The sequence below is a fragment of the Pseudonocardia sp. CA-107938 genome (assembly GCF_050936315.1).
Classification (GTDB): Bacteria; Actinomycetota; Actinomycetes; order Mycobacteriales; family Pseudonocardiaceae; genus Pseudonocardia.
On the sequence record NZ_JBNJNA010000001.1, the window covers coordinates 3,953,148 to 3,977,171 of the forward strand.

Annotated in this window: 26 protein-coding genes; 10 read left to right on the forward strand and 16 right to left on the reverse strand. The window is 72.5% G+C overall.

Annotated features, from left to right (window positions below; all coding sequences use genetic code 11):
* Positions 1 to 11: 11 nt before the first annotated feature.
* Entirely contained in the window at positions 12 to 950 is a 939-nt protein-coding gene (locus ACQEVB_RS19675) for an Lrp/AsnC family transcriptional regulator (RefSeq protein ID WP_432973393.1), read from the forward strand.
* A 140-nt stretch (positions 951 to 1,090) separates the two neighbouring features.
* Here ACQEVB_RS19675 and ACQEVB_RS19680 read toward each other — a convergent pair whose 3' ends face one another.
* Positions 1,091 to 2,671, reverse strand: a complete 1,581-nt coding sequence (locus tag ACQEVB_RS19680; protein WP_432964610.1) for an IS1182 family transposase — start codon at positions 2,669 to 2,671, stop codon at positions 1,091 to 1,093.
* Between the two features lie 255 nt (positions 2,672 to 2,926).
* Between ACQEVB_RS19680 and map the strand changes: the two genes are divergently transcribed.
* From map to ACQEVB_RS19705, 5 genes are all read left to right on the forward strand, one after another.
* Positions 2,927 to 3,784, forward strand: coding sequence for a type I methionyl aminopeptidase (gene map, locus ACQEVB_RS19685; protein WP_432973396.1), 858 nt, complete (start codon positions 2,927 to 2,929; stop codon positions 3,782 to 3,784).
* Between the two features lie 197 nt (positions 3,785 to 3,981).
* Positions 3,982 to 4,137, forward strand: coding sequence for a hypothetical protein (locus ACQEVB_RS19690; RefSeq protein WP_432973399.1), 156 nt, complete (start codon positions 3,982 to 3,984; stop codon positions 4,135 to 4,137).
* Between the two features lie 42 nt (positions 4,138 to 4,179).
* Entirely contained in the window at positions 4,180 to 5,055 is an 876-nt protein-coding gene (locus tag ACQEVB_RS19695; RefSeq protein WP_432973402.1) for an ABC transporter ATP-binding protein, read from the forward strand.
* Positions 5,052 to 5,906 carry a hypothetical protein gene (locus ACQEVB_RS19700; protein WP_432973405.1) on the forward strand — a complete coding sequence of 285 codons (855 nt, stop codon included), beginning with the start codon at positions 5,052 to 5,054 and terminating at the stop codon, positions 5,904 to 5,906. Before ACQEVB_RS19695 ends, ACQEVB_RS19700 begins: the two co-directional genes overlap by 4 nt.
* 3 nt (positions 5,907 to 5,909) lie before the next feature.
* The gene (locus ACQEVB_RS19705) at positions 5,910 to 6,779 is read left to right on the forward strand and encodes an alpha/beta fold hydrolase (protein WP_432973408.1); all 870 of its coding nucleotides are present in this window, start codon (positions 5,910 to 5,912) and stop codon (positions 6,777 to 6,779) included.
* Between the two features lie 15 nt (positions 6,780 to 6,794).
* On the opposite strand, the gene ACQEVB_RS19710 is transcribed toward ACQEVB_RS19705, so the two are convergent.
* Genes ACQEVB_RS19710 through ACQEVB_RS19745 form a run of 8 tightly spaced genes read right to left on the reverse strand, consistent with a single transcriptional unit; the run spans position 6,795 to position 14,083 of the window.
* A complete protein-coding gene (locus ACQEVB_RS19710) occupies positions 6,795 to 7,487 on the reverse strand; it encodes a hypothetical protein (protein ID WP_432973411.1) in 693 nt (230 codons plus the stop codon).
* A gap of 42 nt (positions 7,488 to 7,529) precedes the next feature.
* Positions 7,530 to 7,997, reverse strand: coding sequence for a peroxiredoxin (locus ACQEVB_RS19715; RefSeq protein ID WP_432973414.1), 468 nt, complete (start codon positions 7,995 to 7,997; stop codon positions 7,530 to 7,532).
* Positions 7,994 to 8,815, reverse strand: a complete 822-nt coding sequence (locus ACQEVB_RS19720) for a DUF1295 domain-containing protein (RefSeq protein ID WP_432973417.1) — start codon at positions 8,813 to 8,815, stop codon at positions 7,994 to 7,996. Before ACQEVB_RS19720 ends, ACQEVB_RS19715 begins: the two co-directional genes overlap by 4 nt.
* A 4-nt stretch (positions 8,816 to 8,819) precedes the next feature.
* A complete protein-coding gene (locus ACQEVB_RS19725; RefSeq protein WP_432973420.1) occupies positions 8,820 to 10,163 on the reverse strand; it encodes a class I SAM-dependent methyltransferase in 1,344 nt (447 codons plus the stop codon).
* 8 nt (positions 10,164 to 10,171) lie between these two features.
* Positions 10,172 to 11,407 carry a class I SAM-dependent methyltransferase gene (locus ACQEVB_RS19730; RefSeq protein ID WP_432973423.1) on the reverse strand — a complete coding sequence of 412 codons (1,236 nt, stop codon included), beginning with the start codon at positions 11,405 to 11,407 and terminating at the stop codon, positions 10,172 to 10,174.
* Positions 11,404 to 12,120, reverse strand: a complete 717-nt coding sequence (locus ACQEVB_RS19735) for a DUF1365 domain-containing protein (protein ID WP_432973426.1) — start codon at positions 12,118 to 12,120, stop codon at positions 11,404 to 11,406. The genes ACQEVB_RS19730 and ACQEVB_RS19735 overlap by 4 nt, the downstream gene beginning before the upstream one ends.
* The gene (locus tag ACQEVB_RS19740; protein WP_432973429.1) at positions 12,114 to 13,370 is read right to left on the reverse strand and encodes an NAD(P)/FAD-dependent oxidoreductase; all 1,257 of its coding nucleotides are present in this window, start codon (positions 13,368 to 13,370) and stop codon (positions 12,114 to 12,116) included. The genes ACQEVB_RS19735 and ACQEVB_RS19740 overlap by 7 nt, the downstream gene beginning before the upstream one ends.
* Positions 13,367 to 14,083, reverse strand: a complete 717-nt coding sequence (locus ACQEVB_RS19745) for an alpha/beta hydrolase (protein WP_432973432.1) — start codon at positions 14,081 to 14,083, stop codon at positions 13,367 to 13,369. The genes ACQEVB_RS19740 and ACQEVB_RS19745 overlap by 4 nt, the downstream gene beginning before the upstream one ends.
* 199 nt (positions 14,084 to 14,282) lie before the next feature.
* On the opposite strand from ACQEVB_RS19745, the gene ACQEVB_RS19750 reads away from it, so the two are divergent.
* Both ACQEVB_RS19750 and ACQEVB_RS19755 read left to right on the forward strand, forming a co-directional pair.
* Positions 14,283 to 15,062 carry a lysophospholipid acyltransferase family protein gene (locus tag ACQEVB_RS19750; protein WP_432973435.1) on the forward strand — a complete coding sequence of 260 codons (780 nt, stop codon included), beginning with the start codon at positions 14,283 to 14,285 and terminating at the stop codon, positions 15,060 to 15,062.
* A gap of 66 nt (positions 15,063 to 15,128) precedes the next feature.
* Positions 15,129 to 16,709, forward strand: coding sequence for an IS1182 family transposase (locus tag ACQEVB_RS19755; RefSeq protein ID WP_432964610.1), 1,581 nt, complete (start codon positions 15,129 to 15,131; stop codon positions 16,707 to 16,709).
* A 140-nt stretch (positions 16,710 to 16,849) separates the two neighbouring features.
* Here ACQEVB_RS19755 and ACQEVB_RS19760 read toward each other — a convergent pair.
* From ACQEVB_RS19760 to ACQEVB_RS19790, 7 genes are all read right to left on the reverse strand, one after another.
* Positions 16,850 to 17,739, reverse strand: a protein-coding gene (locus ACQEVB_RS19760; protein ID WP_432973438.1) for an IS5 family transposase whose coding sequence is annotated in 2 segments (ribosomal slippage) — positions 16,850 to 17,367 and positions 17,367 to 17,739 — 891 coding nt in all. Because the reading frame shifts where the segments join, the coding sequence is not laid out codon by codon here.
* Positions 17,740 to 17,933: 194 nt separating this feature from the next.
* Positions 17,934 to 19,514 carry an IS1182 family transposase gene (locus tag ACQEVB_RS19765; protein ID WP_432964610.1) on the reverse strand — a complete coding sequence of 527 codons (1,581 nt, stop codon included), beginning with the start codon at positions 19,512 to 19,514 and terminating at the stop codon, positions 17,934 to 17,936.
* Positions 19,515 to 19,580: 66 nt separating this feature from the next.
* Complete coding sequence (locus tag ACQEVB_RS19770; RefSeq protein WP_432973441.1) at positions 19,581 to 20,957, reverse strand: mycothione reductase; 1,377 nt, start codon at positions 20,955 to 20,957, stop codon at positions 19,581 to 19,583.
* A gap of 30 nt (positions 20,958 to 20,987) precedes the next feature.
* Entirely contained in the window at positions 20,988 to 21,509 is a 522-nt protein-coding gene (locus ACQEVB_RS19775) for an NUDIX domain-containing protein (protein WP_432973444.1), read from the reverse strand.
* A 1-nt stretch (position 21,510) separates the two neighbouring features.
* Positions 21,511 to 21,624, reverse strand: a complete 114-nt coding sequence (locus tag ACQEVB_RS19780) for a M15 family metallopeptidase (protein ID WP_432973447.1) — start codon at positions 21,622 to 21,624, stop codon at positions 21,511 to 21,513.
* The gene (locus ACQEVB_RS19785; protein ID WP_432973450.1) at positions 21,621 to 22,139 is read right to left on the reverse strand and encodes an NUDIX domain-containing protein; all 519 of its coding nucleotides are present in this window, start codon (positions 22,137 to 22,139) and stop codon (positions 21,621 to 21,623) included. Before ACQEVB_RS19785 ends, ACQEVB_RS19780 begins: the two co-directional genes overlap by 4 nt.
* A gap of 1 nt (position 22,140) precedes the next feature.
* Complete coding sequence (locus ACQEVB_RS19790) at positions 22,141 to 22,938, reverse strand: M15 family metallopeptidase (RefSeq protein ID WP_432973453.1); 798 nt, start codon at positions 22,936 to 22,938, stop codon at positions 22,141 to 22,143.
* A 39-nt stretch (positions 22,939 to 22,977) separates the two neighbouring features.
* Between ACQEVB_RS19790 and ACQEVB_RS19795 the strand changes: the two genes are divergently transcribed.
* Both ACQEVB_RS19795 and ACQEVB_RS19800 read left to right on the forward strand, forming a co-directional pair.
* A complete protein-coding gene (locus ACQEVB_RS19795) occupies positions 22,978 to 23,433 on the forward strand; it encodes a GNAT family N-acetyltransferase (RefSeq protein ID WP_432973457.1) in 456 nt (151 codons plus the stop codon).
* Positions 23,434 to 23,533: 100 nt separating this feature from the next.
* Entirely contained in the window at positions 23,534 to 24,016 is a 483-nt protein-coding gene (locus tag ACQEVB_RS19800; RefSeq protein WP_432973460.1) for a LapA family protein, read from the forward strand.
* Positions 24,017 to 24,024: the final 8 nt, after the last annotated feature.

Consider the following 24,024-nt stretch of genomic DNA (forward strand, 5'->3'; position numbering starts at 1 on the left):
GGGAATGTTCCGTGCTCGACGATCTGGACCGCGGCATCGTGCACGCCCTCCACGTCGACGGGCGCGCGTCGTTCCGCCGGATCGGGGAGGTGCTCGGCGTCTCCACGCAGACGGTCACGCGGCGATACCAGCGGCTGCGCCGGGACGCCGGGCTGCGCGTCGCGGCCCTGCCGCCGCCCGGTGCGCCGCGGCGCGAGCAGTGGCTGGTGCGGCTCACCACGACCCCGGCGGGGGCGCAGGTCGTCGCGGAGGCGATCGCGCGCCGGCCGGACACGTCGTGGGTGCGGCTGCTCGCCGGCGGCACCGAGATCGTCGCGATCGCGTCCCACGGCCGCACCGGGAGCCCGCCACCGCTGCTGCAGGACCTCCCCAAGGCGGCGAGCGTCGGCACCGTGGCCGCGCACCTGGTGCTGCACACCTATCGCGGCGGGCCGACGACCTGGCCAGGACGCTTCCGCGCGCTGACCCCGGAGCAGGAGGACGCGCTGCGCCCCGCCCGCGCCTCCACTGCGTCATCGCGGGCCGGCGGCGAGGAGGAGCGGCGGCTGCGGGTCGTCCTCGGCCGCGACGGGCGCACCTCGCTGGCCGACCTCGCCGCGCTGACCGGCTGGTCGCCCGCCACCGTCGCCCGCCGCCTCGTCGAGCTCCGCGCCGCGGGCGAGCTGTTCCTCGACGTCGACCTCGACGACACGGTCCTCGGCGTCGGCACCCGTGCCCTGCTGTGGCTGGCCGTCGCGCCGCGCGACCTCGACGCGGTCGCGCGCGAGCTGGCCGGGCACGACGCGCTGGCCTACGTCGCCGCGATCACCGGCACGCACGCCCTCGTCGCGCAGGTGCTGGCCACCGACCCCGAGGACCTGCACCGCTACCTGACCGGGCCGCTCGCCGCCGTCCGCGCCGTGCACGACGTCGAGACGTCACCGGTGCTGCGGACGGTCAAGTCGCTCTAGGAGACTGCTGAAGAAGGCGGGTTCGGTGGGCAGGGCGCCTCGGCAGTCAGGCTGCGAGGGTCAGCACCCGTGGGTGCGACAAGAGGTCACTCCGCCCGGTGGGCAGCGTGGTGGTGTGGGTGGTGACCGTCAAGGCGGGTTTAGGTGATCGCCCATCCGGTGGTGGTGCGGTGCAGGCCCAGGGCGAGGAGTCGGCGCAGGTTGAGCGCGGCCGCGCGGTGGGACAGCCAGAGGTCGTTGGCTCGGGTGCCGCGGAAGCGCAGGCGGCGGTTGCCGCGGGTGAGCCAGGCGATGCTGCGTTCGACCATGGGTCGGTGCCGCCGGTATATCTCACCGAAATCGGCAGCAGCGGCGTGGGCGCGGTGCGCGCGGTGCAGTGCGTCGTGCGGGTGCAGCCGCAACGTTCGTCCGGTGGCCGAGGTGGTGCAGCGCGAGGCGAGGGGGCAGCCGCGGCAGCGGCGGCCGAAGGTGACGTTGCGGGTTCGGGTGATGTGAGCGGTCATCCCATTGGGGCAGGTCACCAGGCCGGTGGTCTCATCGATGGTGAAGTCGTCGATGGTGAACCCGCCGGGAACCGGGGGGCGCAGCGGCCAGGGTTTGATCACCGCGCGGTGCCCGGCATTGGCCAGCGCGGCGAGCATGTCCCCCGTGCCGTAGGCAGAGTCAGCCAGCACCTCCACCGCGTCGGGCGTGGTCTCGGGTGTTGTTGGGGACTGGTCGAGGTCGCGGTGGAGGAGGTCGATCCCGACGGTGGCGTCGGAGTTGTCTGGGCCGGACGCGGGGGTCAGGGCGGTGGCGGTGATGATCCCGGTGTCGGGTTCGACCACGAGGTGGGCTTTGTAGCCGTCCTGGCGCCGGTTGCGGGTCTTGTGGGCATGGCGGGCGTCGGGGTCGACGGTGGAGATGACGCGGTCCGCGGCGGTGCGCCGGGCGATGCGCCAGCGCCCGTCAGTGCCGTCTGAGCCCTGCGCGGGTTCGACGTCTTGACCCGCGACCAGCGCCAGCAACCCGACCGCCTCTGCCGCAGCGGGGCCCAGTTCCTGGTCAGGCAGATGTCCCAGGACCCGGTGGGCGTCACCGATCAGAGCGTCGACCAGCTCGGCCCGCGCTTGCTCGTCGTCCCAGGCGATGCGGGGCTTCCCGGGCTGGGTGTAGTCGTGTCCGCGAGCCTGGGTGGCGATCACGTGCGCGGCGTCGGGGACTTCCCGGGCGACGCGGCGGATCGCGGCGATGATCTGGGTGACCGTGTCCTGGGTGGCCACCGCGTCGTCGAGGATCGTGGAGTCCAACGCGCGCCGGTGCTTACCGGCCAGCGCGCCGGTCGCATCCACGACCGCGCGGACCGCGTCGAAGATCCGTTCCGGGTGCTGTGAGGCGCTCAGGCGGCGCCGCCAATAGGTCAGCGTGGTCGGGTGGAAACCCGTGTCGGTGATCGCGAGTCCGCACGCGGCCTTCCACCGCAGATCGAAGGTGAGTGCCTCGATCGCTTCCCGGTCCGACAGCCCATGCAGGGTCTGCAACACCAACACCGAGGCGACGTGCTCGACCGGCACCGATGGACGCCCCCGGCCGCTCGCGAACAGATCCGCGAACAGCTCGTCCGGGAACAGCTCGTGGCGGTGCGCGGCCAGGAACGCGAACACCCCGCCCGGCGGCAGCAGATGACCGGCTACGGACTCGACATCGAGCAGCTCACGCTGCGGATCAAACCGACCCTGCACACACCAGATCGTCCCAGCCCGCCGAGATCAACAACCGAACCGACATCCGCGATTTTCAGCAGTCTCCTAGGCCGTGCTGACGGAGTCCTGATCGATGGACTTCGTGATCCAGATCGTTCCTGGCAAGGCGCCGGTCCGTGACTCGTACCTGGCGTACTCGAGCGGGCCGGCAACGCCGCCAGGGACGATCTGGGCGCGAAGGCCGCGATCAGGACTTCGTCAGTGCGGCCTAGCGCGCGGCTTACACTGGCCGGCATGCCTTCCCGCACGTTGCTCACCCCTGGCGTCGTCGGCCCGCTGCGCCCGGTGCCCGCCGACATCCCGCGCCCGGAGTACGTGGGGAAGCCGGGCCCGTCGAAGAGCACCGACCCGTGGGTGCAGACCCCGGAGATCATCGAGAAGATGCGGGTCGCCGGCCGCGTCGCAGCCCAGGCGCTCGCCGCGGGCGGGGCCGCCGTGCAGCCCGGCGTCACCACCGACGAGATCGACCGCGTGGTGCACGAGTTCCTGCTCGACCACCACGCGTACCCGTCCACGCTCGGGTACAAGGGCTTCCCGAAATCGTGCTGCACGAGCCTCAACGAGGTGATCTGCCACGGCATCCCCGACTCCACCGTGATCGAGGACGGCGACATCGTCAACATCGACGTCACCGCCTACCTCGACGGCGTCCACGGCGACACCAACGCCACGTTCCTCGCCGGCGCCGTCGACGAGGAGTCGCGGCTGCTCGTCGAGCGCACCCAGGAGGCCACCGCCCGCGCGATCAAGGCGGTGCGGCCGGGCCGGGAGCTCAACGTCGTGGGCCGCGTGATCGAGTCGTACGCCCGTCGCTTCGGCTACGGCGTGGTGCGCGACTTCACCGGGCACGGCATCGGCCGCAGCTTCCACAGCGGGCTGGTGGTGCTGCACTACGACGAGCCCAGCGTGCACACGGTGCTGGAGCCGGGCATGACGTTCACGATCGAGCCGATGATCACGCTCGGCACCATCGAGTACGACATCTGGAAGGACGGCTGGACCGTCGTCACCAAGGACCGCGCCCGCACCGCCCAGTTCGAGCACACCGTGCTCGTCACAGCGGAGGGGTCGGAGATCCTCACCCTGCCCTGACCCGGTCACACCCGGTGACGGTGTCCGCCGGCGTTTCCGTCGAGAACGACGTTGTGGTGATCAAAAACCCCTGTTGATCACCACAACGTCGTTCTCGACGCGTCGGGGTGCAGCCTCTCGTTGCGCTGTGTTACTGAATCGATGTGACCTGCGCCAAGGTTGGTAATGTCGCGCATGATCGACGCGTTCGTACAGGTGTGGACAACGACATCACCGCACGACTGCGAGCCCTCGACGAGCTCTACACGACCCGCGTGAACGAGGCGGTCGCCGAGGACCGCGAGGACCTGATCCGCGCACTCGTCGACGAGTACCCCGACGCCGTGGCCGCGGTGCTGGCCGAGGCCGCCTGACCCGTCCCCGGGTCCCGCGCGGCGCCTGACTATCGTGATCAGGTGCTGAGCGTGCGGGGGCTGACGAAGGTCTACGGGGGGCGCACGGTCGTCGACAACGTGTCGTTCGACCTGCAGCCCGGCACTGTCACGGCGTTCCTCGGCCCCAACGGCGCCGGCAAGTCGACCACGCTCCGCATGGTCACCGGCCTCACCCCGCCCAGCACAGGCGCCAGCTGGGTCGCCGGTCGCGCCTACCGCGAGTGGCCCAACCCCGCCCACGTCGCCGGGGTGCTGCTCGACGCGTCGGCCGTGCACCCCGGGCGCACCGGCGGCGCGCACCTGCGCAACGCCGCTCTCCTCATGGGCGTGCCGGCCCGCCGCGCCGACGAGCTGCTCGGGCAGGTGGGCCTGGCCGACGCCGCCGGCAAGAAGGTCGGCAAGTACAGCCTCGGCATGCGCCAGCGGCTCGGCCTCGCGCACGCGCTCCTCGCCGACCCACCGCTGCTCGTGCTCGACGAGCCGATCAACGGGCTGGACCCCGTCGGCATCCGCGCCACCCGTGAGCTGCTGCGCGGGCACGCCGCCCGCGGCGGCACCGTGCTGCTGTCCAGCCACGTGCTGTCCGAGGTCGACCAGACGGCCGACCGCATCGTGATGATCGGCAACGGGCGGATCGTCGCCGACGGCCCGATCCGGCAGCTGCTCGCCTCCCACCGTTCCCTCGTCCACGGGCCCGACATGAACGCCATCGCCGACGCCCTGATGCGGGCCGGCATCCGCATCCAGCCGGGCCCGAACGGGCAGATCATGGCCGACGCGCCGACGGCGGCGGTGTCCGACGCCGTCTTCGCCGCCGGGGTGCGGGTGCACGGCATCGCCGAGCACCAGCAGAACCTCGAGGAACTGTTCTTCCGGCTGTCGGGGGCCGGCCGATGAGCGCGCCGACGCTGCCGCCGGGGCCGCCGCCGTTCGGCGGGTTCGCCGGACCTCCGCAGGGACCGCCGCCCGGGCCCCCGCCCGCGCCGCCGGTGAACCCGCAGGCGTTGAAGCGCACCGGCTTCGGCACGCTCGTGCTGGTGGAGCTGCGCAAGCTCACCGGCACGATGTCCGACCGGATCCTGCTGGCGCTGGCGCCGATCGTGCTGGTCGGGGTCACGCTGCTGATCCACAACGCGGTGAAGTACGCCTCGGACTACGCCGCAGCGAAGGACCAGATCACGCCCTCCTTCTACGGGGTCCGGGTCGGCGCGCTGCTCTTCCACGCCGCGCTGATCAAGCTGGTGGCGGGGGAGTGGCAGCACCGCAGCGCCCAGCCGACGCTGCTCGCCCAGCCCTCGCGCGCCCGCTACTTCCTCGCGCAGGGGTCGGTCGTGCTGCTCGTGTGGCTGGTCACCGCCGTGCTGCAGACCGCGACGACGCTGATCGTGGCGCCCGGCGCGGTCACCGGCGTCGGCGCCGGCTACCTGCTCTCCTACCGCATCGGCTGGGTCGTCGGGGTGTGCGTGCTGGGCTCGCTGCTGACGCTGATCGTGGCGCTCACCGTCGCCATGCTGGTGCCGAACGCGGCCGGCGCGCTCGCGATCTACTTCGTTACCGTCCCCGTCATGCTGACGATCAGCGGGTTGGCGCCCAAGGTGTTCGTGTGGCTGGACCCGCTCACGCCGACGGCCACGCTCGCCACCCTCTCGGCGATCCCCGGGCCCGGCCCGGTGATCGTGGCGCTGCTGCTGTGGGCGGGGCTGCTCGCGCTCGCCGGTTTCCGGGTGGCCCGCCGCGACGTGGCCTGACCCGTGGTCGACGTGCGGTTCGTGGCGTCCGGGCCGCTGCGGCTCTGGACGGAGCGGACCGGCGATCCGGCGCTGCCCGCCGTCCTGCTGATCGCGGGGTCGGCCGCGCAGGGGATCAGCTGGCCGGACGAGTTCGTGGCTCGCCTCGTCGAGCGCGGGGTCCAGGTGCTCCGGTTCGACCATCGCGACACCGGCCGCTCCAGCGTCGTCGACTTCGACGCGCACCCGTACACGATCAGCGACATGGCGCGCGACTGCCTCGCCGTGCTGGACGGGCACGGGCTGGCGTCCGCGCACGTGGCGGGTGCCTCGCTGGGCGGCATGCTCGCCCAGTGGCTGGCCGTGCACGCGCCGACCAGGGTCCGGTCGTTGACCGTCATGTCCAGCTCGCCGATGGGGCACGATCCGCGCCCGGTGTGGGCGCGGGCGCTCGCCGGCGAGCCGGCCGACCCGGACGACCTGCCGCCGCCGTCACCGGCGTTCCTCGCTCACCAGGCTGCGGAGCTGCCGCCGGGCATCGAGTCCGACGTGGCCCTGTTCCGGGTCTTCAACGGGCCCGTCCGGCCCTTCGACGAGCCGGCGGCGCGGGCGATGCTGGAGCTGGCGCAGTCGCGGGCCGTCGACCCGGCGGCTGCGGCGCACCACCACCAGGCCGTGTGGCTGCCGGACCCGGAACTGCGGGCTCCGCTGTCGGCGATCACCGCGCCGACGTCGATCGTGCACGGTGACCAGGACCCGCTCTACCCGCTCGCCCACGGCGAAGCGCTGGCCACCGCGATCCCGGGTGCGGTGCTGCACGTCGTGCCCGGGATGGGGCACGTCATGACGTCGCCGGGGCTGCCGGAGGAGGTCGCCGACCTGATCCGGCTGTGAGTCCTACCGGTTGATTCAGCCGACGGCGAGCGAGCCGCCGCGCGGGTCGAAGTCGGCGAGCATGGCGATCGCCGCCTTCTCCACGACCGGGCAGTTCTCCGCCATGAACTTGTCGATGCCCGCCCGGTCGACGGTGTAGCCGCGCTGCGTGGGGTTGAGTTCGCCGTAGGTCGCGCCGTACTGGTCCGGGACGACGCCGCGGAACTGCACGGCCGACGGCGAGCCGGTGTCGACGGTGAGGTAGCAGCCGGGGTTGCCGCCGAGGAAGTCGATGCGCTCCACGGCGTAGTAGCGGCCGTCGAGGATCAGCCGGCGGAAGTAGGGCTCCAGGCCGCTGCGCAGGTTCCACATCAGCGGGAAGAAGCGCGGCTCCGACGGGTTGGGCGGCGGCTTGCCCTCCGCCCACACCGCGTCCAGCTGCGGCGAGCCCACCTCCACCGAGCATCCGGCCGTCCCGCCCATGCCGCGCAGGTCGTGGGCGGTGGTGCCGCCGATCGCGCTGACCGCCTTCGGGGTGATCTGGTCGCACGAGTTGCTGAACGGGAACTCCCGGTCGGTGGACAGCAGGTCGTCGTAGGCGACGGCGTCCGCCGGGAGGGTGGGGGCGGGTGTTGCAGGAGCCGGCCCGGGCGGGGTCGAGCACGCCGACAGCGTGCCGGCCGCCACCGCGGCGAGCAGCAGGGGCAGGACGCGACCGAAGATCCGCACGGCAAGAGTCGACCACATCGCCGTCAGGCCCGTGCCGTCGGCCTACACGGACTCCTGGTGCGCGCGCAGGATCGCCAGCGCGCGGTCGGCGTGCTCGTCGAACTGCGTCTCGCTGCCGAACGACGCGACGAGCCGGCGGTCGCTGTCGATCACGAAGGTCATGCGCCGGGTGTGCAGGCCCGCGGGCAGCCACGAGCGGTACGCGCCGAGCTCCTTGGCCACCGCGTTGCCGGTGTCGGAGAGCAGCGGGTAGCCGAGCGAGTGCGCGCCGGCGAACGCGCTCTGCTTCGCCACCGAGTCGGACGAGATGCCGACGGGCCGCGCGCCGAGCGCGGCGAACTCGGCGGCCAGGTCGCGGAAGTGGCACGCCTCCCGCGTGCAGCCGCCGCTGGAGGCCATCGGGTAGAAGAAGAGCACGACCGGGCCCGTCGCGGTGAGCTCGGAGAGCTTCCGCTCGGTGCCGGTCTCGTCCTGCAGGGCGAAGTCGCTGATCTGGTCGCCGGGCTTCATCCCGTTCCCTTCTTCGGCGGCAGCGGGAGGAACCCGCTGGTCCGCCGCACGTAGTCGGCGTAGCCGGGGCGGCGCCGGCCGATGCTGCGCTCCAGCAGCGCGGCCCCGGTGCCCTTCACCAGCAGCCACGTCATCAGCGCCGCGCTGATCAGCCCGATCAGCCCGGCGACGTGGTGCAGGGCGAGCACGGTCAGACCCCACCAGACGGCCGCATCGCCGAAGTAGTTGGGGTGGCGGGTGTAGCGCCACAGCCCGCGGTCCATGACCGTGCCGCGGTTGGCGGGATCGGCCCGGAAGCGCGCCAGCTGCGCGTCGCCGACGGTCTCGAAGACGAACCCGACGAGCCACAACAGCACCCCGAGCACCGTGACGACCACGGCGATCGGCCCGTCGGCGATCCCGTACTGGCCCAGCTGGACGGGCAGCGACACGATCCACGCGATCACCGCCTGCGGCACGTAGACCTTCCGGATCATGTGCAGCGTCGGGTTGCCCCGCGCCCCCTCGATGATCTTCACGTAGCGCGGGTCCTCCGCGCCGCCGCGGTTGCGCAGGAAGATGTGCACGGCGAGGCGCACGCCCCACACACAGGTCAGCACCGTGATCAGCCAGCGCAGCAGGTCGTCGCCGTGGCCGGCGGAGAGCACGAACGTCGTCACCGCGATGATGGCGAAGGCGAGCCCCCACACGACGTCGATGCCGTCGTGGCGGCCCTTGCGGAGCCCGACGGCAACACCCAGCGCGACGGCGAAGACGACGACCGTGACGACCGCGGTGACCCACAGGTTGGTGCCCAGGGCACCCCACGGGTAGCTCATGCGCTCACCTTGGCGCAGCCGTCGTGGCAGCGCGCGCCGGATCGAGCCCGAGCACCTCGGACCGGGCCCGCGGGAGCCCGGTGCGACCGTCCGCGTCGGGGCGCACGGCGAGCACCTGGTGCACCCCCATGCGGTTCTCCGCGAACGCGAGCGACGCGCCGGCGAGGTAGAGCAGCCACACCCGCCACCGCTCCTCCCCGATGAGGGCGACGGCTTCCGCCCGGCGTTCCTGCAGCGTGGCGAGCCACGGCCGCACCGTCCAGACGTAGTGCTCGCGCAGCGACTGCACGTCCACGACCTCCAGGCCGGCCGCCTCCAGGTGGTTGAGCGTCGACCCCAGGGGGCGCATGTGCATGTCCGGGGCCACGTAGCGCTCCATGAACGCGCCGCCGCCCGGCGCGCTGTTGGTGCCCGCGGCTCCGCGCGACATCTGCTGCAGCAGCAGCCGCCCCTGCGGCGCGAGCAGCCGGTGCAGCTGCGCCGCGTACTCGGGATAGTTCGCCTCGCCGACGTGCTCGCCCATCTCGATCGAGCTGACGGCGTCGAACGGCTGGTCCGAAATCGCCCGGTAGTCCTGCAGCCGGATCTCGATCCGGTCGGCCAACCCCGCCGCGCGCACCCTGGCCAGCCCGAGCTCGCGCTGCTGCGCCGACAGCGTCACCCCGACGCCGGTCACGCCGTAGTGCTCGGCGGCGTGGATCAGCAGCCCGGCCCACCCGCAACCGACGTCGAGCAGGCGCATGCCCGGGCCGAGGTCGAGCTTGCGGCAGATCAGGTCCAGCTTGTCGCGCTGGGCCTCGGCCAGGCCGTACCCGGCGGACTCCTCCTGCGTCCAGTACCCGCACGAGTACGCCATGCGCGGGTCGAGGAGGAACGCGTAGAAGTCGTTGGACAGGTCGTAGTGGTGCGCGATGGCGGCCCGGTCGCGCCGTCGCGTGTGCACCCGGCCCGACAGCCGCGCCTCGGACGCCGGCGGCCGCGGCCGTGGGCCGAGCACCCGCAGCGCAGCAGCCGTCCGCACGGCGTCGACGACGTCGGCGGCGCCGAACCGCAGGCCCGTCAGGTCCTGCGCCTTCGCGAGCTTCCAGAAGCGGGAGAGGCCCTCGGCGATGTCGCCTGCGTCGGATCCACCGGCCGCGATCTCCCCGGCGACGAAGGCGCGGGCGAGGCCCAGCTCGCCGGGGTTCCACAGCAGCCGGCGCAGCGCCCGCCGGTGCTTGATCACGACGACGGGTCCGTCGAGCGCGCCGGCCTCCGACCCGTCCCACGCCCGGACGCGGACGGGCAGCGGAGCCCTGATCAGGCGCTCGACGAGACCGACGAGACGGGGTGCAGCAGGGGGTGCCATCGATCTCCTCAGCGGCGGGCGAACGAGAACTGGTGGACGTCGAGGTAGCCGACCCGGAAGCCGGCCTCGCAGTAGCCGAGGTAGAACTCCCACATCCGGCGGAACGTCTCGTCGAAGCCGAGTGCGGCCACGTCGGCCCAGCGGTCGAGGAAGGCGCGTCGCCAGTGGGCGAGGGTGCGCGCGTAGTCCGGGCCGAGGCTGCGCCGCTCGACGGCGCGCAGGGTGGTGTGCTCGGCGAGGTTCTCCTCGATCGCCTCCACGGACGGGATCAGCCCGCCGGGGAACACGTACTTGTGGATCCAGGTGTGGTCGCGGCGGGTGGCGCGCATGCGGTCGTCCGGCATCGTGATCGACTGCAGGCCGACCCGGCCGCCCGGCCGCAGCACCCGGTCGAGGGTGGCGAAGTACGTCGGCCAGTACCGGTCGCCGACCGCCTCGACCATCTCCACGCTGACGACCGCGTCGTAGCTGCCGTGGGCCTCGCGGTAGTCGCGGAGCAGCACCTGCACCCGCTCGGCGACCCCGGCCTCGGCGATCCGCTGCCGGGCCAGCCGCGCCTGCTCGACCGAGAGCGTCAGCGTGGTGACGCGGGCGCCGCGCTGCGCGGCCCGGATCGCGAGCGCGCCCCAGCCGGTGCCGATCTCCAGCACGTGCTGACCGGCGGTGACCCTGGCCAGGTCCAGCACCCCGTCGATCTTGCGGCGCTGCGCGTCGGCCAGCGGCTCGTCGGGTGCCTCGAACCACGCCGCCGAGTAGGTCATCGTCTCGTCGAGGAAGGTGGCGAAGAGCTCGTTGGACAGGTCGTAGTGGCGGCGGATGTTGGCGCGCGCCCCGTCGAGCGTCATCTCCTCCGTCGCCGGCCGGCGCGGTTCGGCGAGCCGCCGGCCGATCCGCTGCAGAAGCGGCGGCACGAGCGAGCTCAGCTGCGCGGCGAAGGGCGTGAGCAGCTCGGGGAGGTCGTCGGTGGTCCAGTCGCCGGCCATGTACGCCTCGCCGAACCCGATCTTGGAGCCGGCGCCGAGGCGGTGGAAGAACGCCGCCGGGCGTTCGATGCGCATCACCGGGGCACCGCGGCCACCGGCGCCGAGGCAGCGCCCGTCCGGAAACACGACGCGCACCGGCAGCGGGCGGACGGCGTGCCGGAAGAGGGCTTCGGCGATCCGCGCCCGCACCGGCGAGCGCGGGGGAGTCGCGAGGTCGGGCCACCGGTGCGCGTCCGGCCTGGTGGCGGGTTCCGTGGTCATCGGATCTCCTCCTGCCGACGGGGGACGACGGGCAGCCGGCGCAGCCAGAGTGCGACGCCGTGCCGGCGGATGAGCGCGGATGTCCGATGCGGCATGAACGGGCGGCGGACCAGCATGCGGACGAGGTCCCGCGGTCCGGCGGGCCGACGGACCCCGGTGACGGTCGCGCTGAACACCGCGCGTCCGCCCTGGCACAGCGACACCGAGAGCGCGAGTCGCTCGTCGGGCTCGCGCAGCAGCATCCGGTACTCGCCCTCCACGGTGAGGAACGGCGAGACGTAGAACTCCTTCGCCGTGCGCGCCCGGCCGCCGGCGTCCGGGGTGAGCAGGTAGCTGTGCCGCTCGCCGTAGGTGTTGTGCACCTCCGCGACGACGCACGCGAGCTCGCCGCCGGGCCGGTGGCACCAGTAGACGGTGATCGGGTTGAACACGTGGCCGAGCACGCGCGCGTGGGCGAGCATCAGCACCCGGCCCCCGGCGAGGTCGATGCCGCGGGTGGCGAGCCAGGCGTCGAGGTTCTGCCGGATCGTGCGGGTCGGGTCGCCGAGGTGGTCGCGCGCGGCGAACCCGGCGAACGGGCGCAGCACGGGCGGCAGCCGGGGCAGGTCGTCGAGGTCGACGAGCCAGAGGTAGGCGCCGTGGCGGAACGCGCGGTGCATGCCCTGCCGGCGCACGTGCCGGATCGTGCAGTCGTAGAGCGCGGGTGTCACCACGACACCCCCAGCGAGGCCGCTGCGCGCACACCCGCCGCGCAGCCGTCCTCGTGGAAGCCCCAGCCGTGGTACGCGCCGGCGTACGCAACGGTGCCGTCGTTCAGCGCGGGCAGCAGGCGCTGCGCGGCCACCGACTCCGGCGTGTACCGCGGATGCGCGTACTGCATGGTCGCCAGCACGCTCGACGGCTCGACGTGCGCCGCACCGTTGAGCGTGACGACGTGCGGTTCCGCGGTGTCCAGCCGGTGCAGCCGGTTCATGTCGTAGCTGACCAGCACGGGCGACCCGTTGCTCGCGCAGTCGAGCTTGAGGTAGTTCCACGACGCCCGGGCCCGGGGCGCGCGAGGCAGGAGCGACGTGTCGCGGTGGAGCTGGGTGACGTTGGGTGCGTACGTGATCGGGCCTAGCGCTGCCACCTCGGCCGGGGTCGGCGCGGTCCACAGCGCGAGCGCCTGCGCCGGGTGCGTGGCGATCACGACGCGGTCGAACGCGCGCGCGGTGTCGGCGTCGTCGCGGACCTCGACCCCGCGGCCGAGCCGGCGGAGCGCCCGCACCGGCGTGGCCACGTGCACGGCGGTGAGCCCCTTCACCGCGCGCTCCACGTAGCTCCGGGAGCCGCCGACCACGGTCCGCCACTGCGGGGAGCCGCCGACCGCGAGCATCCCGTGGTGGTCGAGGAACGTGAACAGGTAGCGGGCGGGGTAGCGCAGCGAGGTGAGCTCGTCCGCGGACCACACGCAGGCGACGACCGGCAGCAGGAAGTGCTCGACGAAGAAGCGGCTGTGCCCGCCGATCGCGACGAACGCGCCCAGGGTGACGTCTGCGGCCCGCTCGTCGGCCAGCACGCGCCGGGCGTGCCGGTGGAACCGGCCCACCTCGACGAGCATCCGCAGGTACGCGGGTCGGCGCGCGGTGGAGGGCGTCGCGAAGAGCCCGCCCAGCCGGCGGCCGCCGGCGTACTCCAGACCGCAGCCGCGGCAGCGCACGCTCATCGACATCTCGGCCGCCTGGGTGGCCACCCCGAGCTCGCCGAACAGCCGCAGCAGGTTCGGGTAGGTGCGTTCGTTGTGCACGATGAACCCGGAGTCGACCCGGACCGTCCCGCCGGGACCGGGCAGCTCGTGCGTGTGCGCGTGCCCGCCGAGCCGGTGGTCGGCCTCGAACAGCGTGACGTCGTAGCGGCGCTGCAGCAGGTGGGCGGCGGTCAGTCCGGCCACGCCGGAACCCACGACGGCGACGGTGTCCCTCATCGTGCAGCTCCCGATCGGTCGGTCGAGGCCAGCGGGATCGCCAGCCCCGCGGGGGACGGTTGCGTGAAGGCGTTCGTGATCCGGGGGTCCATCGGTTCGATCCCGGCGGCGCCGAGGACGAACCGGCGCACGAGCGCGGCCCAGTCCCGCGCTCGCGTGATCATGAAGTGGCCGGCGCCGGGCACGGTGAACCGCGCGATCCGTCCGGTCACGGCCTTCGCCCGCACCGCGTACGCGTAGGACTGGGCGGGATCGGTCCACCGCTCGCGGTCCCCGTGCGCGATGAGCACCGTGCGCCCGGCCAGCTGCCGCACCGGGTCGGAGCCGTCGAGCCACGGCGCCAGCGCGCACACCGCCGTCGCGTTCGGCGCCCCCGCGGCCGCGAGCGCCGCCCGCCCGCCCATGGAGTGGCCGACCAGCACCACCGGCACGCCCGGGAACCGCCGGTCCAGCTCGGCCAGCGCCCACTGCGCGTCCCGCAGCGCGTCACGGACCGGCGCGTTCCAGCCGCGGACGCGGTAGCGCAGCAGGAACACCGGCAGCCCGGCCGCGGCCAGGTCGTGGGCGAAGGGCAGCATGCGCCAGTAGGTGAGCCGGCGGCGTTGCCCGCTCTCCAGGCTCGTCGACCGGCCCCCGTGCAGCACGAGTACCACGGCGGGCCCACCGGCAGCGGAACCGACGGGTTCCAGCCGGGGCAGGGCGGGATCGGGCACGACCACCTCTCGGGAGACGGGGAGCAGTCACGAGGGCGTTCGACGGCGCCCGTCGTCCGGTTCGCGGGTGCGACGGACGTCACACGGGGTGGGCGATCGGTAGGGCTACCGACGACGATCGGTGCCGGTTCGCGCGACGATCCGCGAGCCGGTGGTGCGCCGGGCGCCGGCCCGGACGGCCACCCAGGGGAGGGACGAGATGACCGAGACACCTGTTCCGGTGCCGCTGCTGACCTTCTGGCAGAAGGTGGTGCTCACCTTCCGTCGCCGCTGGTCGGACTCCGGTTTCTGGTACGGGCTCGCGATCTTCCTGCTGTGGCCGTTCGCGATCTTCGGTGCGAAGGTGGGCTTCCGCGGCGGGGAGCACATCCCGAAGACCGGCGGCGTGCTGCTCGCCTGCAACCACGTCTCGGGCACCGACCCGATCTACGACGTCGCGTTCGTGATCTCCCACGGCCGCATGCCGCGCTTCCTCGCCAAGGCCGAGCTGTGGCAGACCCCGATCGTGCGCAGCGTCCTCGGCGGGGGCAAGCACGTGCCCGTCTACCGGGAGACGACCCGCGCGGCCAACGCGTTCAAGGACGCGGTGGCGGCGCTGGAGCGCGGCGAGGTCGTCGCGTTCTACCCGGAGGGCACCTACACGGGCGATCCCGACTTCTGGCCGATGAAGTCGAAGAACGGGATCGGCCGCATCGCGTTGATGACCGGCGTGCCCGTCATCCCGGTGGCGAACTGGGGCAGCCAGGACCTGCTCCCGCCCGACGGTCGCCCGCACCCGTTCCCGCGCAAGCGCGTGCTCGTCGCTGCCGGCCCGCCCGTCGACCTCGAGCAGTGGCGGGGCGGCCCGCGCACCCGCACCGCGATGGACGCGGTCACGGCGGCGATCATGGCCGACGTCACGAAGCTCGTCGCGGACCTGCGCGGCGAGGAGCCCCCGGCCATCGCCTACGACCCGGACGCCGAGCGCAAGGCCGGCTAGGAGACTGCTGAAAATCGCGGATGTCGGTTCGGTTGTTGATCTCGGCGGGCTGGGACGATCTGGTGTGTGCAGGGTCGGTTTGATCCGCAGCGTGAGCTGCTCGATGTCGAGTCCGTAGCCGGTCATCTGCTGCCGCCGGGCGGGGTGTTCGCGTTCCTGGCCGCGCACCGCCACGAGCTGTTCCCGGACGAGCTGTTCGCGGATCTGTTCGCGAGCGGCCGGGGGCGTCCATCGGTGCCGGTCGAGCACGTCGCCTCGGTGTTGGTGTTGCAGACCCTGCATGGGCTGTCGGACCGGGAAGCGATCGAGGCACTCACCTTCGATCTGCGGTGGAAGGCCGCGTGCGGACTCGCGATCACCGACACGGGTTTCCACCCGACCACGCTGACCTATTGGCGGCGCCGCCTGAGCGCCTCACAGCACCCGGAACGGATCTTCGACGCGGTCCGCGCGGTCGTGGATGCGACCGGCGCGCTGGCCGGTAAGCACCGGCGCGCGTTGGACTCCACGATCCTCGACGACGCGGTGGCCACCCAGGACACGGTCACCCAGATCATCGCCGCGATCCGCCGCGTCGCCCGGGAAGTCCCCGACGCCGCGCACGTGATCGCCACCCAGGCTCGCGGACACGACTACACCCAGCCCGGGAAGCCCCGCATCGCCTGGGACGACGAGCAAGCGCGGGCCGAGCTGGTCGACGCTCTGATCGGTGACGCCCACCGGGTCCTGGGACATCTGCCTGACCAGGAACTGGGCCCCGCTGCGGCAGAGGCGGTCGGGTTGCTGGCGCTGGTCGCGGGTCAAGACGTCGAACCCGCGCAGGGCTCAGACGGCACTGACGGGCGCTGGCGCATCGCCCGGCGCACCGCCGCGGACCGCGTCATCTCCACCGTCGACCCCGACGCCCGCCATGCCCACAAGACCCGCAACCGGCGCCAGGACGGCTACAAAGCCCACCTCGTGGTCGAACCCGACACCGGGATCATCACCGCCACCGCCCTGACCCCCGCGTCCGGCCCAGACAACTCCGACGCCACCGTCGGGATCGACCTCCTCCACCGCGACCTCGACCAGTCCCCAACAACACCCGAGACCACGCCCGACGCGGTGGAGGTGCTGGCTGACTCTGCCTACGGCACGGGGGACATGCTCGCCGCGCTGGCCAATGCCGGGCACCGCGCGGTGATCAAACCCTGGCCGCTGCGCCCCCCGGTTCCCGGCGGGTTCACCATCGACGACTTCACCATCGATGAGACCACCGGCCTGGTGACCTGCCCCAATGGGATGACCGCTCACATCACCCGAACCCGCAACGTCACCTTCGGCCGCCGCTGCCGCGGCTGCCCCCTCGCCTCGCGCTGCACCACCTCGGCCACCGGACGAACGTTGCGGCTGCACCCGCACGACGCACTGCACCGCGCGCACCGCGCCCACGCCGCTGCTGCCGATTTCGGTGAGATATACCGGCGGCACCGACCCATGGTCGAACGCAGCATCGCCTGGCTCACCCGCGGCAACCGCCGCCTGCGCTTCCGCGGCACCCGAGCCAACGACCTCTGGCTGTCCCACCGCGCGGCCGCGCTCAACCTGCGCCGACTCCTCGCCCTGGGCCTGCACCGCACCACCACCGGATGGGCGATCACCTAAACCCGCCTTGACGGTCACCACCCACACCACCACGCTGCCCACCGGGCGGAGTGACCTCTTGTCGCACCCACGGGTGCTGACCCTCGCAGCCTGACTGCCGAGGCGCCCTGCCCACCGAACCCGCCTTCTTCAGCAGTCTCCTAGGGCGTGTCCTGTAAGTCGGCACGCAGCCACAACACGATGGCGGCGATGATGATCTCGGAGCGGTAGTAGGCGACCCGCTTGGCGTAGCGGGTAGCCAGGGCCCGGAACTGCTTGAGCCGGTTGAAGCAGCGCTCGACGACGTTGCGGCCGCGGTAGAGGTCGGGATCGAAGGCGGGTGGACGTCCCCCGCGGGATCCCTTCGCGCGGCGTCGCTGGATCTGATCGATCCGCTCCGGGCTGGTGAACGCGATCCGCCGTGCCCGCAGCGCCGCGCGGGTCGAGGGGTGGGAGTAGGCCTTGTCGGCCAGCACTCGCTCGGGACGAGTCCGTGCCCGGCCAGGTCCGATCCGGTCCACGGCGATCTGGTCGAGCAGGGGTAGCAGTTGGGGGTTGTCCCCGGCCTGGCCCGCGGTGAGGATCACCGACATCGGCAGCCCGCGCCCGTCGACGGCGAGGTGGATCTTGCTGGTCAGTCCGCCGCGGGAGCGTCCGAGGGCCTCCCCTTCGACGGCGAGGGCTTCGACCCATCCGGTGGCGCAGCCCCCTTTTTCCGGGCTCCAGCTGAGTGCTGGTGGGCCCGGACGCTGCTCGAGTCGATGCTGAAGGTCCACTCCACGTTGCCGACCGAGTCGTCTTTGACCACGACCTGGTCGAGGATGGTTTCCCAGGTGCCGTCCGCGGTCCAGATCCGCAGCCGTTCGTGCGCGGTCTTCCACGGCCCGTACCGCTCGGGCAGGTCCCGCCACGGCGCCCCGGTGCGCAGCTTCCACAAGATCGCGTTGATCACCTGGCGGTGATCACGCCAGCGCCGGCCCCCGCTCTCCACCGGTGGTAGCAGTGGCTCGATCCGAGCCCAGGCCTTCTCAGTCAGCTCACCGCGTCCCACCACAGGAGCATGATCACCGGCCGCAGCTCAGAAGCCTTACAGGACACGCTCTAGGAGACTGCTGAAGAAGGCGGGTTCGGTGGGCAGGGCGCCTCGGCAGTCAGGCTGCGAGGGTCAGCACCCGTGGGTGCGACAAGAGGTCACTCCGCCCGGTGGGCAGCGTGGTGGTGTGGGTGGTGACCGTCAAGGCGGGTTTAGGTGATCGCCCATCCGGTGGTGGTGCGGTGCAGGCCCAGGGCGAGGAGTCGGCGCAGGTTGAGCGCGGCCGCGCGGTGGGACAGCCAGAGGTCGTTGGCTCGGGTGCCGCGGAAGCGCAGGCGGCGGTTGCCGCGGGTGAGCCAGGCGATGCTGCGTTCGACCATGGGTCGGTGCCGCCGGTATATCTCACCGAAATCGGCAGCAGCGGCGTGGGCGCGGTGCGCGCGGTGCAGTGCGTCGTGCGGGTGCAGCCGCAACGTTCGTCCGGTGGCCGAGGTGGTGCAGCGCGAGGCGAGGGGGCAGCCGCGGCAGCGGCGGCCGAAGGTGACGTTGCGGGTTCGGGTGATGTGAGCGGTCATCCCATTGGGGCAGGTCACCAGGCCGGTGGTCTCATCGATGGTGAAGTCGTCGATGGTGAACCCGCCGGGAACCGGGGGGCGCAGCGGCCAGGGTTTGATCACCGCGCGGTGCCCGGCATTGGCCAGCGCGGCGAGCATGTCCCCCGTGCCGTAGGCAGAGTCAGCCAGCACCTCCACCGCGTCGGGCGTGGTCTCGGGTGTTGTTGGGGACTGGTCGAGGTCGCGGTGGAGGAGGTCGATCCCGACGGTGGCGTCGGAGTTGTCTGGGCCGGACGCGGGGGTCAGGGCGGTGGCGGTGATGATCCCGGTGTCGGGTTCGACCACGAGGTGGGCTTTGTAGCCGTCCTGGCGCCGGTTGCGGGTCTTGTGGGCATGGCGGGCGTCGGGGTCGACGGTGGAGATGACGCGGTCCGCGGCGGTGCGCCGGGCGATGCGCCAGCGCCCGTCAGTGCCGTCTGAGCCCTGCGCGGGTTCGACGTCTTGACCCGCGACCAGCGCCAGCAACCCGACCGCCTCTGCCGCAGCGGGGCCCAGTTCCTGGTCAGGCAGATGTCCCAGGACCCGGTGGGCGTCACCGATCAGAGCGTCGACCAGCTCGGCCCGCGCTTGCTCGTCGTCCCAGGCGATGCGGGGCTTCCCGGGCTGGGTGTAGTCGTGTCCGCGAGCCTGGGTGGCGATCACGTGCGCGGCGTCGGGGACTTCCCGGGCGACGCGGCGGATCGCGGCGATGATCTGGGTGACCGTGTCCTGGGTGGCCACCGCGTCGTCGAGGATCGTGGAGTCCAACGCGCGCCGGTGCTTACCGGCCAGCGCGCCGGTCGCATCCACGACCGCGCGGACCGCGTCGAAGATCCGTTCCGGGTGCTGTGAGGCGCTCAGGCGGCGCCGCCAATAGGTCAGCGTGGTCGGGTGGAAACCCGTGTCGGTGATCGCGAGTCCGCACGCGGCCTTCCACCGCAGATCGAAGGTGAGTGCCTCGATCGCTTCCCGGTCCGACAGCCCATGCAGGGTCTGCAACACCAACACCGAGGCGACGTGCTCGACCGGCACCGATGGACGCCCCCGGCCGCTCGCGAACAGATCCGCGAACAGCTCGTCCGGGAACAGCTCGTGGCGGTGCGCGGCCAGGAACGCGAACACCCCGCCCGGCGGCAGCAGATGACCGGCTACGGACTCGACATCGAGCAGCTCACGCTGCGGATCAAACCGACCCTGCACACACCAGATCGTCCCAGCCCGCCGAGATCAACAACCGAACCGACATCCGCGATTTTCAGCAGTCTCCTAGGCCAGGTCCAACCCCAGGAGCGCGTTCTCGACCACCTCGGGCAGTGCGGGGTGGATCCAGTACTGGTCGGTGGCCATCTCGCGGGCTCCCAGGCCGAAGGACATGGCCTGGATCAGCGGCTGGATCACGGTGGCCGCTTGCGGGCCCATGACGTGCGCGCCGAGCAGTTGCCCGGTACTGCGGTCGGCGATGACCTTGCAGAAGCCGGTGGTGTCCTCCATGGCCCAGCCGTAGGCGACGTCGCCGTAGGCCTGGATCTTCACGGTGATGTCGCGGCCCTCGGCCCGGCACTGTTCCTCGGTGCGGCCGACGGCGGCGATCTGGGGGCGGGTGAACACCGCGTGCGGGACGAACCGGTGGTCGGTGCGCTTGGGGTCCTCGGGGTGCAGCAGGTTGTGCTTGACGATGCGGGCCTCGTGGTTGGCGACGTGCTTGAGCTGGTAGGGCGAGGAGATGTCGCCGAGCGCCCAGATGCCGTCGACGGTGGTGCGCTGCTGGTCGTCGACGACGAGGCGGCCGTCGTCGTGGGTGGCGAGGCCGGCGCGGTCGACGTCGAGCAGGTCGGTGTTGGCGCGGCGGCCGGTGGCCACCAGCAGCAGGTCGGTGTCGAGGGTGGTGCCGTCGGACAGCGTCAGGGTGATGACGCCGTCGTGTTCGGTGGCGGCGGTGACCTCGGTGTGCGTGCGCACGTCCCAGCGCTGTCGGGCGAGCGCGGTGAAGCGTTCGCGGATGGTGGCGTCGTGGTCGCGCAGCAGCTCCGGGCCGCGCACGACGAGGGTGGTGTGGGCGCCGAAGGCGGAGAAGACGTGCGCGAACTCGGTGCCGATGTAGCCGCCGCCGATGATGACCAGCCGGTCGGGGACGGCGTCGATGCGCATCACGGTGTCGGAGGTGTGGAACGTGACGCCGCTGTCGGTGATCACGGGTGGGATGACGGGGCGGCCGCCGGCCGCGATGACGATCTTGTCGGCGGTGATCTCGTCGGTGCCGGAGCCGTCGGTGTGCTCGACGGTCAGGGCGTGGGGGCCGGTGAAGCGGGCGTGGCCTTCGTAGACGGTGACGTTGGGCAGGTTGATGCGGTAGTCGCGGCCGCCGGCGGAGATGGGGTCGATGCGGTTGAAGATGCGGTCGCGGATGTCGGTGAAGCGGATCTTGTCCACGGTTGCGTCGATGCCGAGGCGCGCGGCGCCGCGGGCGGACTCGACCAGGTCGGCGGGCAGCACGAACATCTTGGTGGGGATGCAGCCGACGTTGAGGCAGGTGCCGCCGAACACGCCGTGCTCGATGATGGCGACGTCGAGACCGTCGAAGCGGTGGTTGACGATCGAGTTGCCCGAGCCGGTGCCGATGATGACGAGATCGTGGTGACGCACGGGATCGAGGCTAGTCGCCGGCCCGGACGATCACCCCGCGTGGAATCCTGACGGTCCGGTGACGTGCCGGGCGGCGAAGAAGCGCTCGGCCGCGGCCGCGTGCAGGTCGAACGCGAACTCGTGGGCGAGCCCGTCGGGTCCGTGGACGGTGCCCCGCTCCGCCGTCTCCGCGTCGGGGGTGAACGCGGGCAGCGCGTCGACCGATGGTGCTTCCGCGAACAGCAGCACCCGGTTCGGCCGCGGCCGCGTCGACGCGAAGCCGGCGGGCACCAGCGCGCCGGGATCGAGCTCGACCCCCGTCTCCTCGCGCACCTCCCGCGCGGCGCCGTCCTGCCAGGTCTCGTGCGCCTCCAGGAACCCGCCGGGCAGCGCCAGCAGGCCGCGCCCCGGCTCGATCCCGCGGCGGACGACCAGCAGTCCCGCACCGGCCACCGGGACGAGCACGACCACGACCGGGATCGGGTTGTCCCAGGTGGTGACGCCGCACGACGAGCACGTCCGCGGCGACGTCGACGGGTCGGGGAACGCGGTGCCGCAGTGGACGCAGTGCACGTCAGTCCCCCGTCGCCGAGAAGTGCTGCTGGTCGACCGGGGAGCGCCAGGTGCCTCCCCAGGTGAACCCGATCCTCGCGAACGCTCTCACGACCGCGTCGCCGGGGCGGATCATGCCGGGCGGAATGCTGACGGACCGCTGAGGTGCCGGGCGTCGAAGTAGTCCCCGATGCCGGTCAGGTCGACGTCGAGCAGCAACCTCGAACGGGCGCGGGACCCGTACACGATGCCGCGCTCGACGATGTCCTCGTTCGGGGTGAAGCGGGGCAGCTCGACGAGCGGAGGTGCCTTCGCGACGAGGACGGCGTGTGCGGGACGCCAATCCCGCGCCACCAGGTCGTACAGCGTCAGGGTGGCCGGATCGAGGTCGAGGCCCGTTTCCGAGCACACCCCGCGGGCTGCGTCCTCCGGCCACGTCTGCGGGGTCTCGACGAAGCCGCCGGGCAGCGACAGGTGGCCCGAGCCTCCCGCGCCGCCGCGGCGCACGACCAGCACACCGTTCTCGACCGGCACCAGGACGGCGACCCTGGCGATCGGGTTGTCCCGGTCGGTGACCCCGCACGCGCAGGCGCGGGGATTGGCCAGCGGTTCGCGGAAAGGGCTTCCGCATGCCCTGCAGTAGAGGATCACGTCAGTCCCCCGTCGCCGAGAAGTGCTGCAGGTCGACCGGGGAGCGCCAGGTGCCTCCCCAGGTGAACCCGATCCTCGCGAACGCCCTGACGGCCGCGTCGCCGGGGCGGATCATGCCCGGCCGGACGTTCGCGCGGTCCAGGTAGGCAGACGCCAGCTCGGGGAGCACGCGCTCGCCGTTGCGGTACGGGTTCTGGAACGGGTCGACGTCGACGGCGAGGCCGTACGCGTGCGCCGACCAGCGGGTCAGGCCGCGCGCGGCCCGGCACACGAACGCGCCCGTGGTGTTGCCGTCACCGGTGGCCGGCGCGTCCCGCTCGGCGACGCTGGTGATGCGCATCCGCTCGATCGGGAAGCCGGCGTCCCACAGGGAGTGGAACGCGCCGGCCACCTTCTCGGCCACGGAGGCGTTCAGCAGCAGCTCGCCGGTGTGCGGGCGCCCGTCGAAGCCGTGGAAGGCGACCGTGACGTAGCGGAGGTCGGTCGCCGCCACCGGGCACTGCGGTGCCCACGTCGACCGCGCCAGCACGTCCGGCGGCACGGGCGAGACGGTGCTGGTGAACGTCCCGTCGGCCGGTGGCGGCAGCTCGTCGACCGTGGGCAGGCGGCGGTCGACCAGGTCCGGTGGGGTGGGCAGCACCTGCGGGGTTCCGTCGCCGTCGAGCGGCAGGGGCGGTCGCGGGGTGGGGGAGGGCGCCGCGGTGGCGACCGCCGGCACCGGAGCCGGCGCGGCGGGCGCCGGTGCGCAGGCCGCCAGCGCCGCCGCGGTCAGCGAGAGGACCACGCCACGTCCGAGCACGCGCACACCGTGCCACAGCGACGGCCTACCCTCGCCGCCGTGACCGACGAGATCACCCTGCATCGCGTGTGGGCGCCGGACCTGACCGCCGAGCAGCTCTACCGGCTGCTGCGGCTGCGCACCGACGTGTTCGTGGTGGAGCAGCACTGCGCCTACCCCGAGCTCGACGGCCGGGACCTGGAGCGCCGCACCCGCCACCTCTGGCTCGCACCGGCCGGCGACCCCGGCACGGTGCTGGGCTACCTCCGGCTGCTCGTCGAGCCCGACGGCGCGCACCGCATCGGGCGGGTGTGCACGGCAGCCACCGCCCGGGGCACCGGACTGGCGCACCGGCTGCTCGCCGCCGCGCTCGCCGAGGCCGGTGACGGCGCCTGCGTCCTCGACGCTCAGGAGCACCTCGCCGCGTTCTACAGCGGGTACGGCTTCGTCCCGTCCGGGCCGGTGTACGAGTGGGACGGGGTGCCGCACCTGCCCATGCTGCGCGCGGCGCGCTGATCATGCCGAGGTGCGGGCGCAGTCGCCGCGGGTACGGGATAATTCGGCGTGACTGCGCTCGATGAGCAGAGCACGAGCAGGGGCACGACCGAGGAGTGGCATGAGCGAGGACCCGACACGAGCGATGCCCCTGGATCCGGAGAGACCCGAGCACGGCAACGTCGGACGCGAGGACCCGCACGCCGACCCCGACACGCACCCCGGGCTGCCCGTTGTCCACGACCCGCGCCGTGACCTGACCGACCCGGCCACCGACCCGAACCTGCGCCCGGTCCGCCGCGGCGAGGAGCCGCCGACCGTGCCCGTGCCGGGTGCGGGGCGGCACGTCGAGCGCACCCGCACGGGCGGCCTCTACGCGGGCCTGATCCTCTCCGCGATCGTGCTGCTCGTGCTGCTGGTCTTCATCCTGCAGAACCTCACGCCCGTCCAGATCCAGTTCCTCGGCTTCGCGGGCGAGCTGCCGGTGGGTGTGGCGATGCTGCTGTCGGCCATCGCTGGACTGCTGCTCGTGGCGATCCCGGGCGGGCTGCGGATCATGCAGCTGCGCCGGGCCGCGAACAAGGTCGCGACCCGGCGCCACTGAAGGCCGGT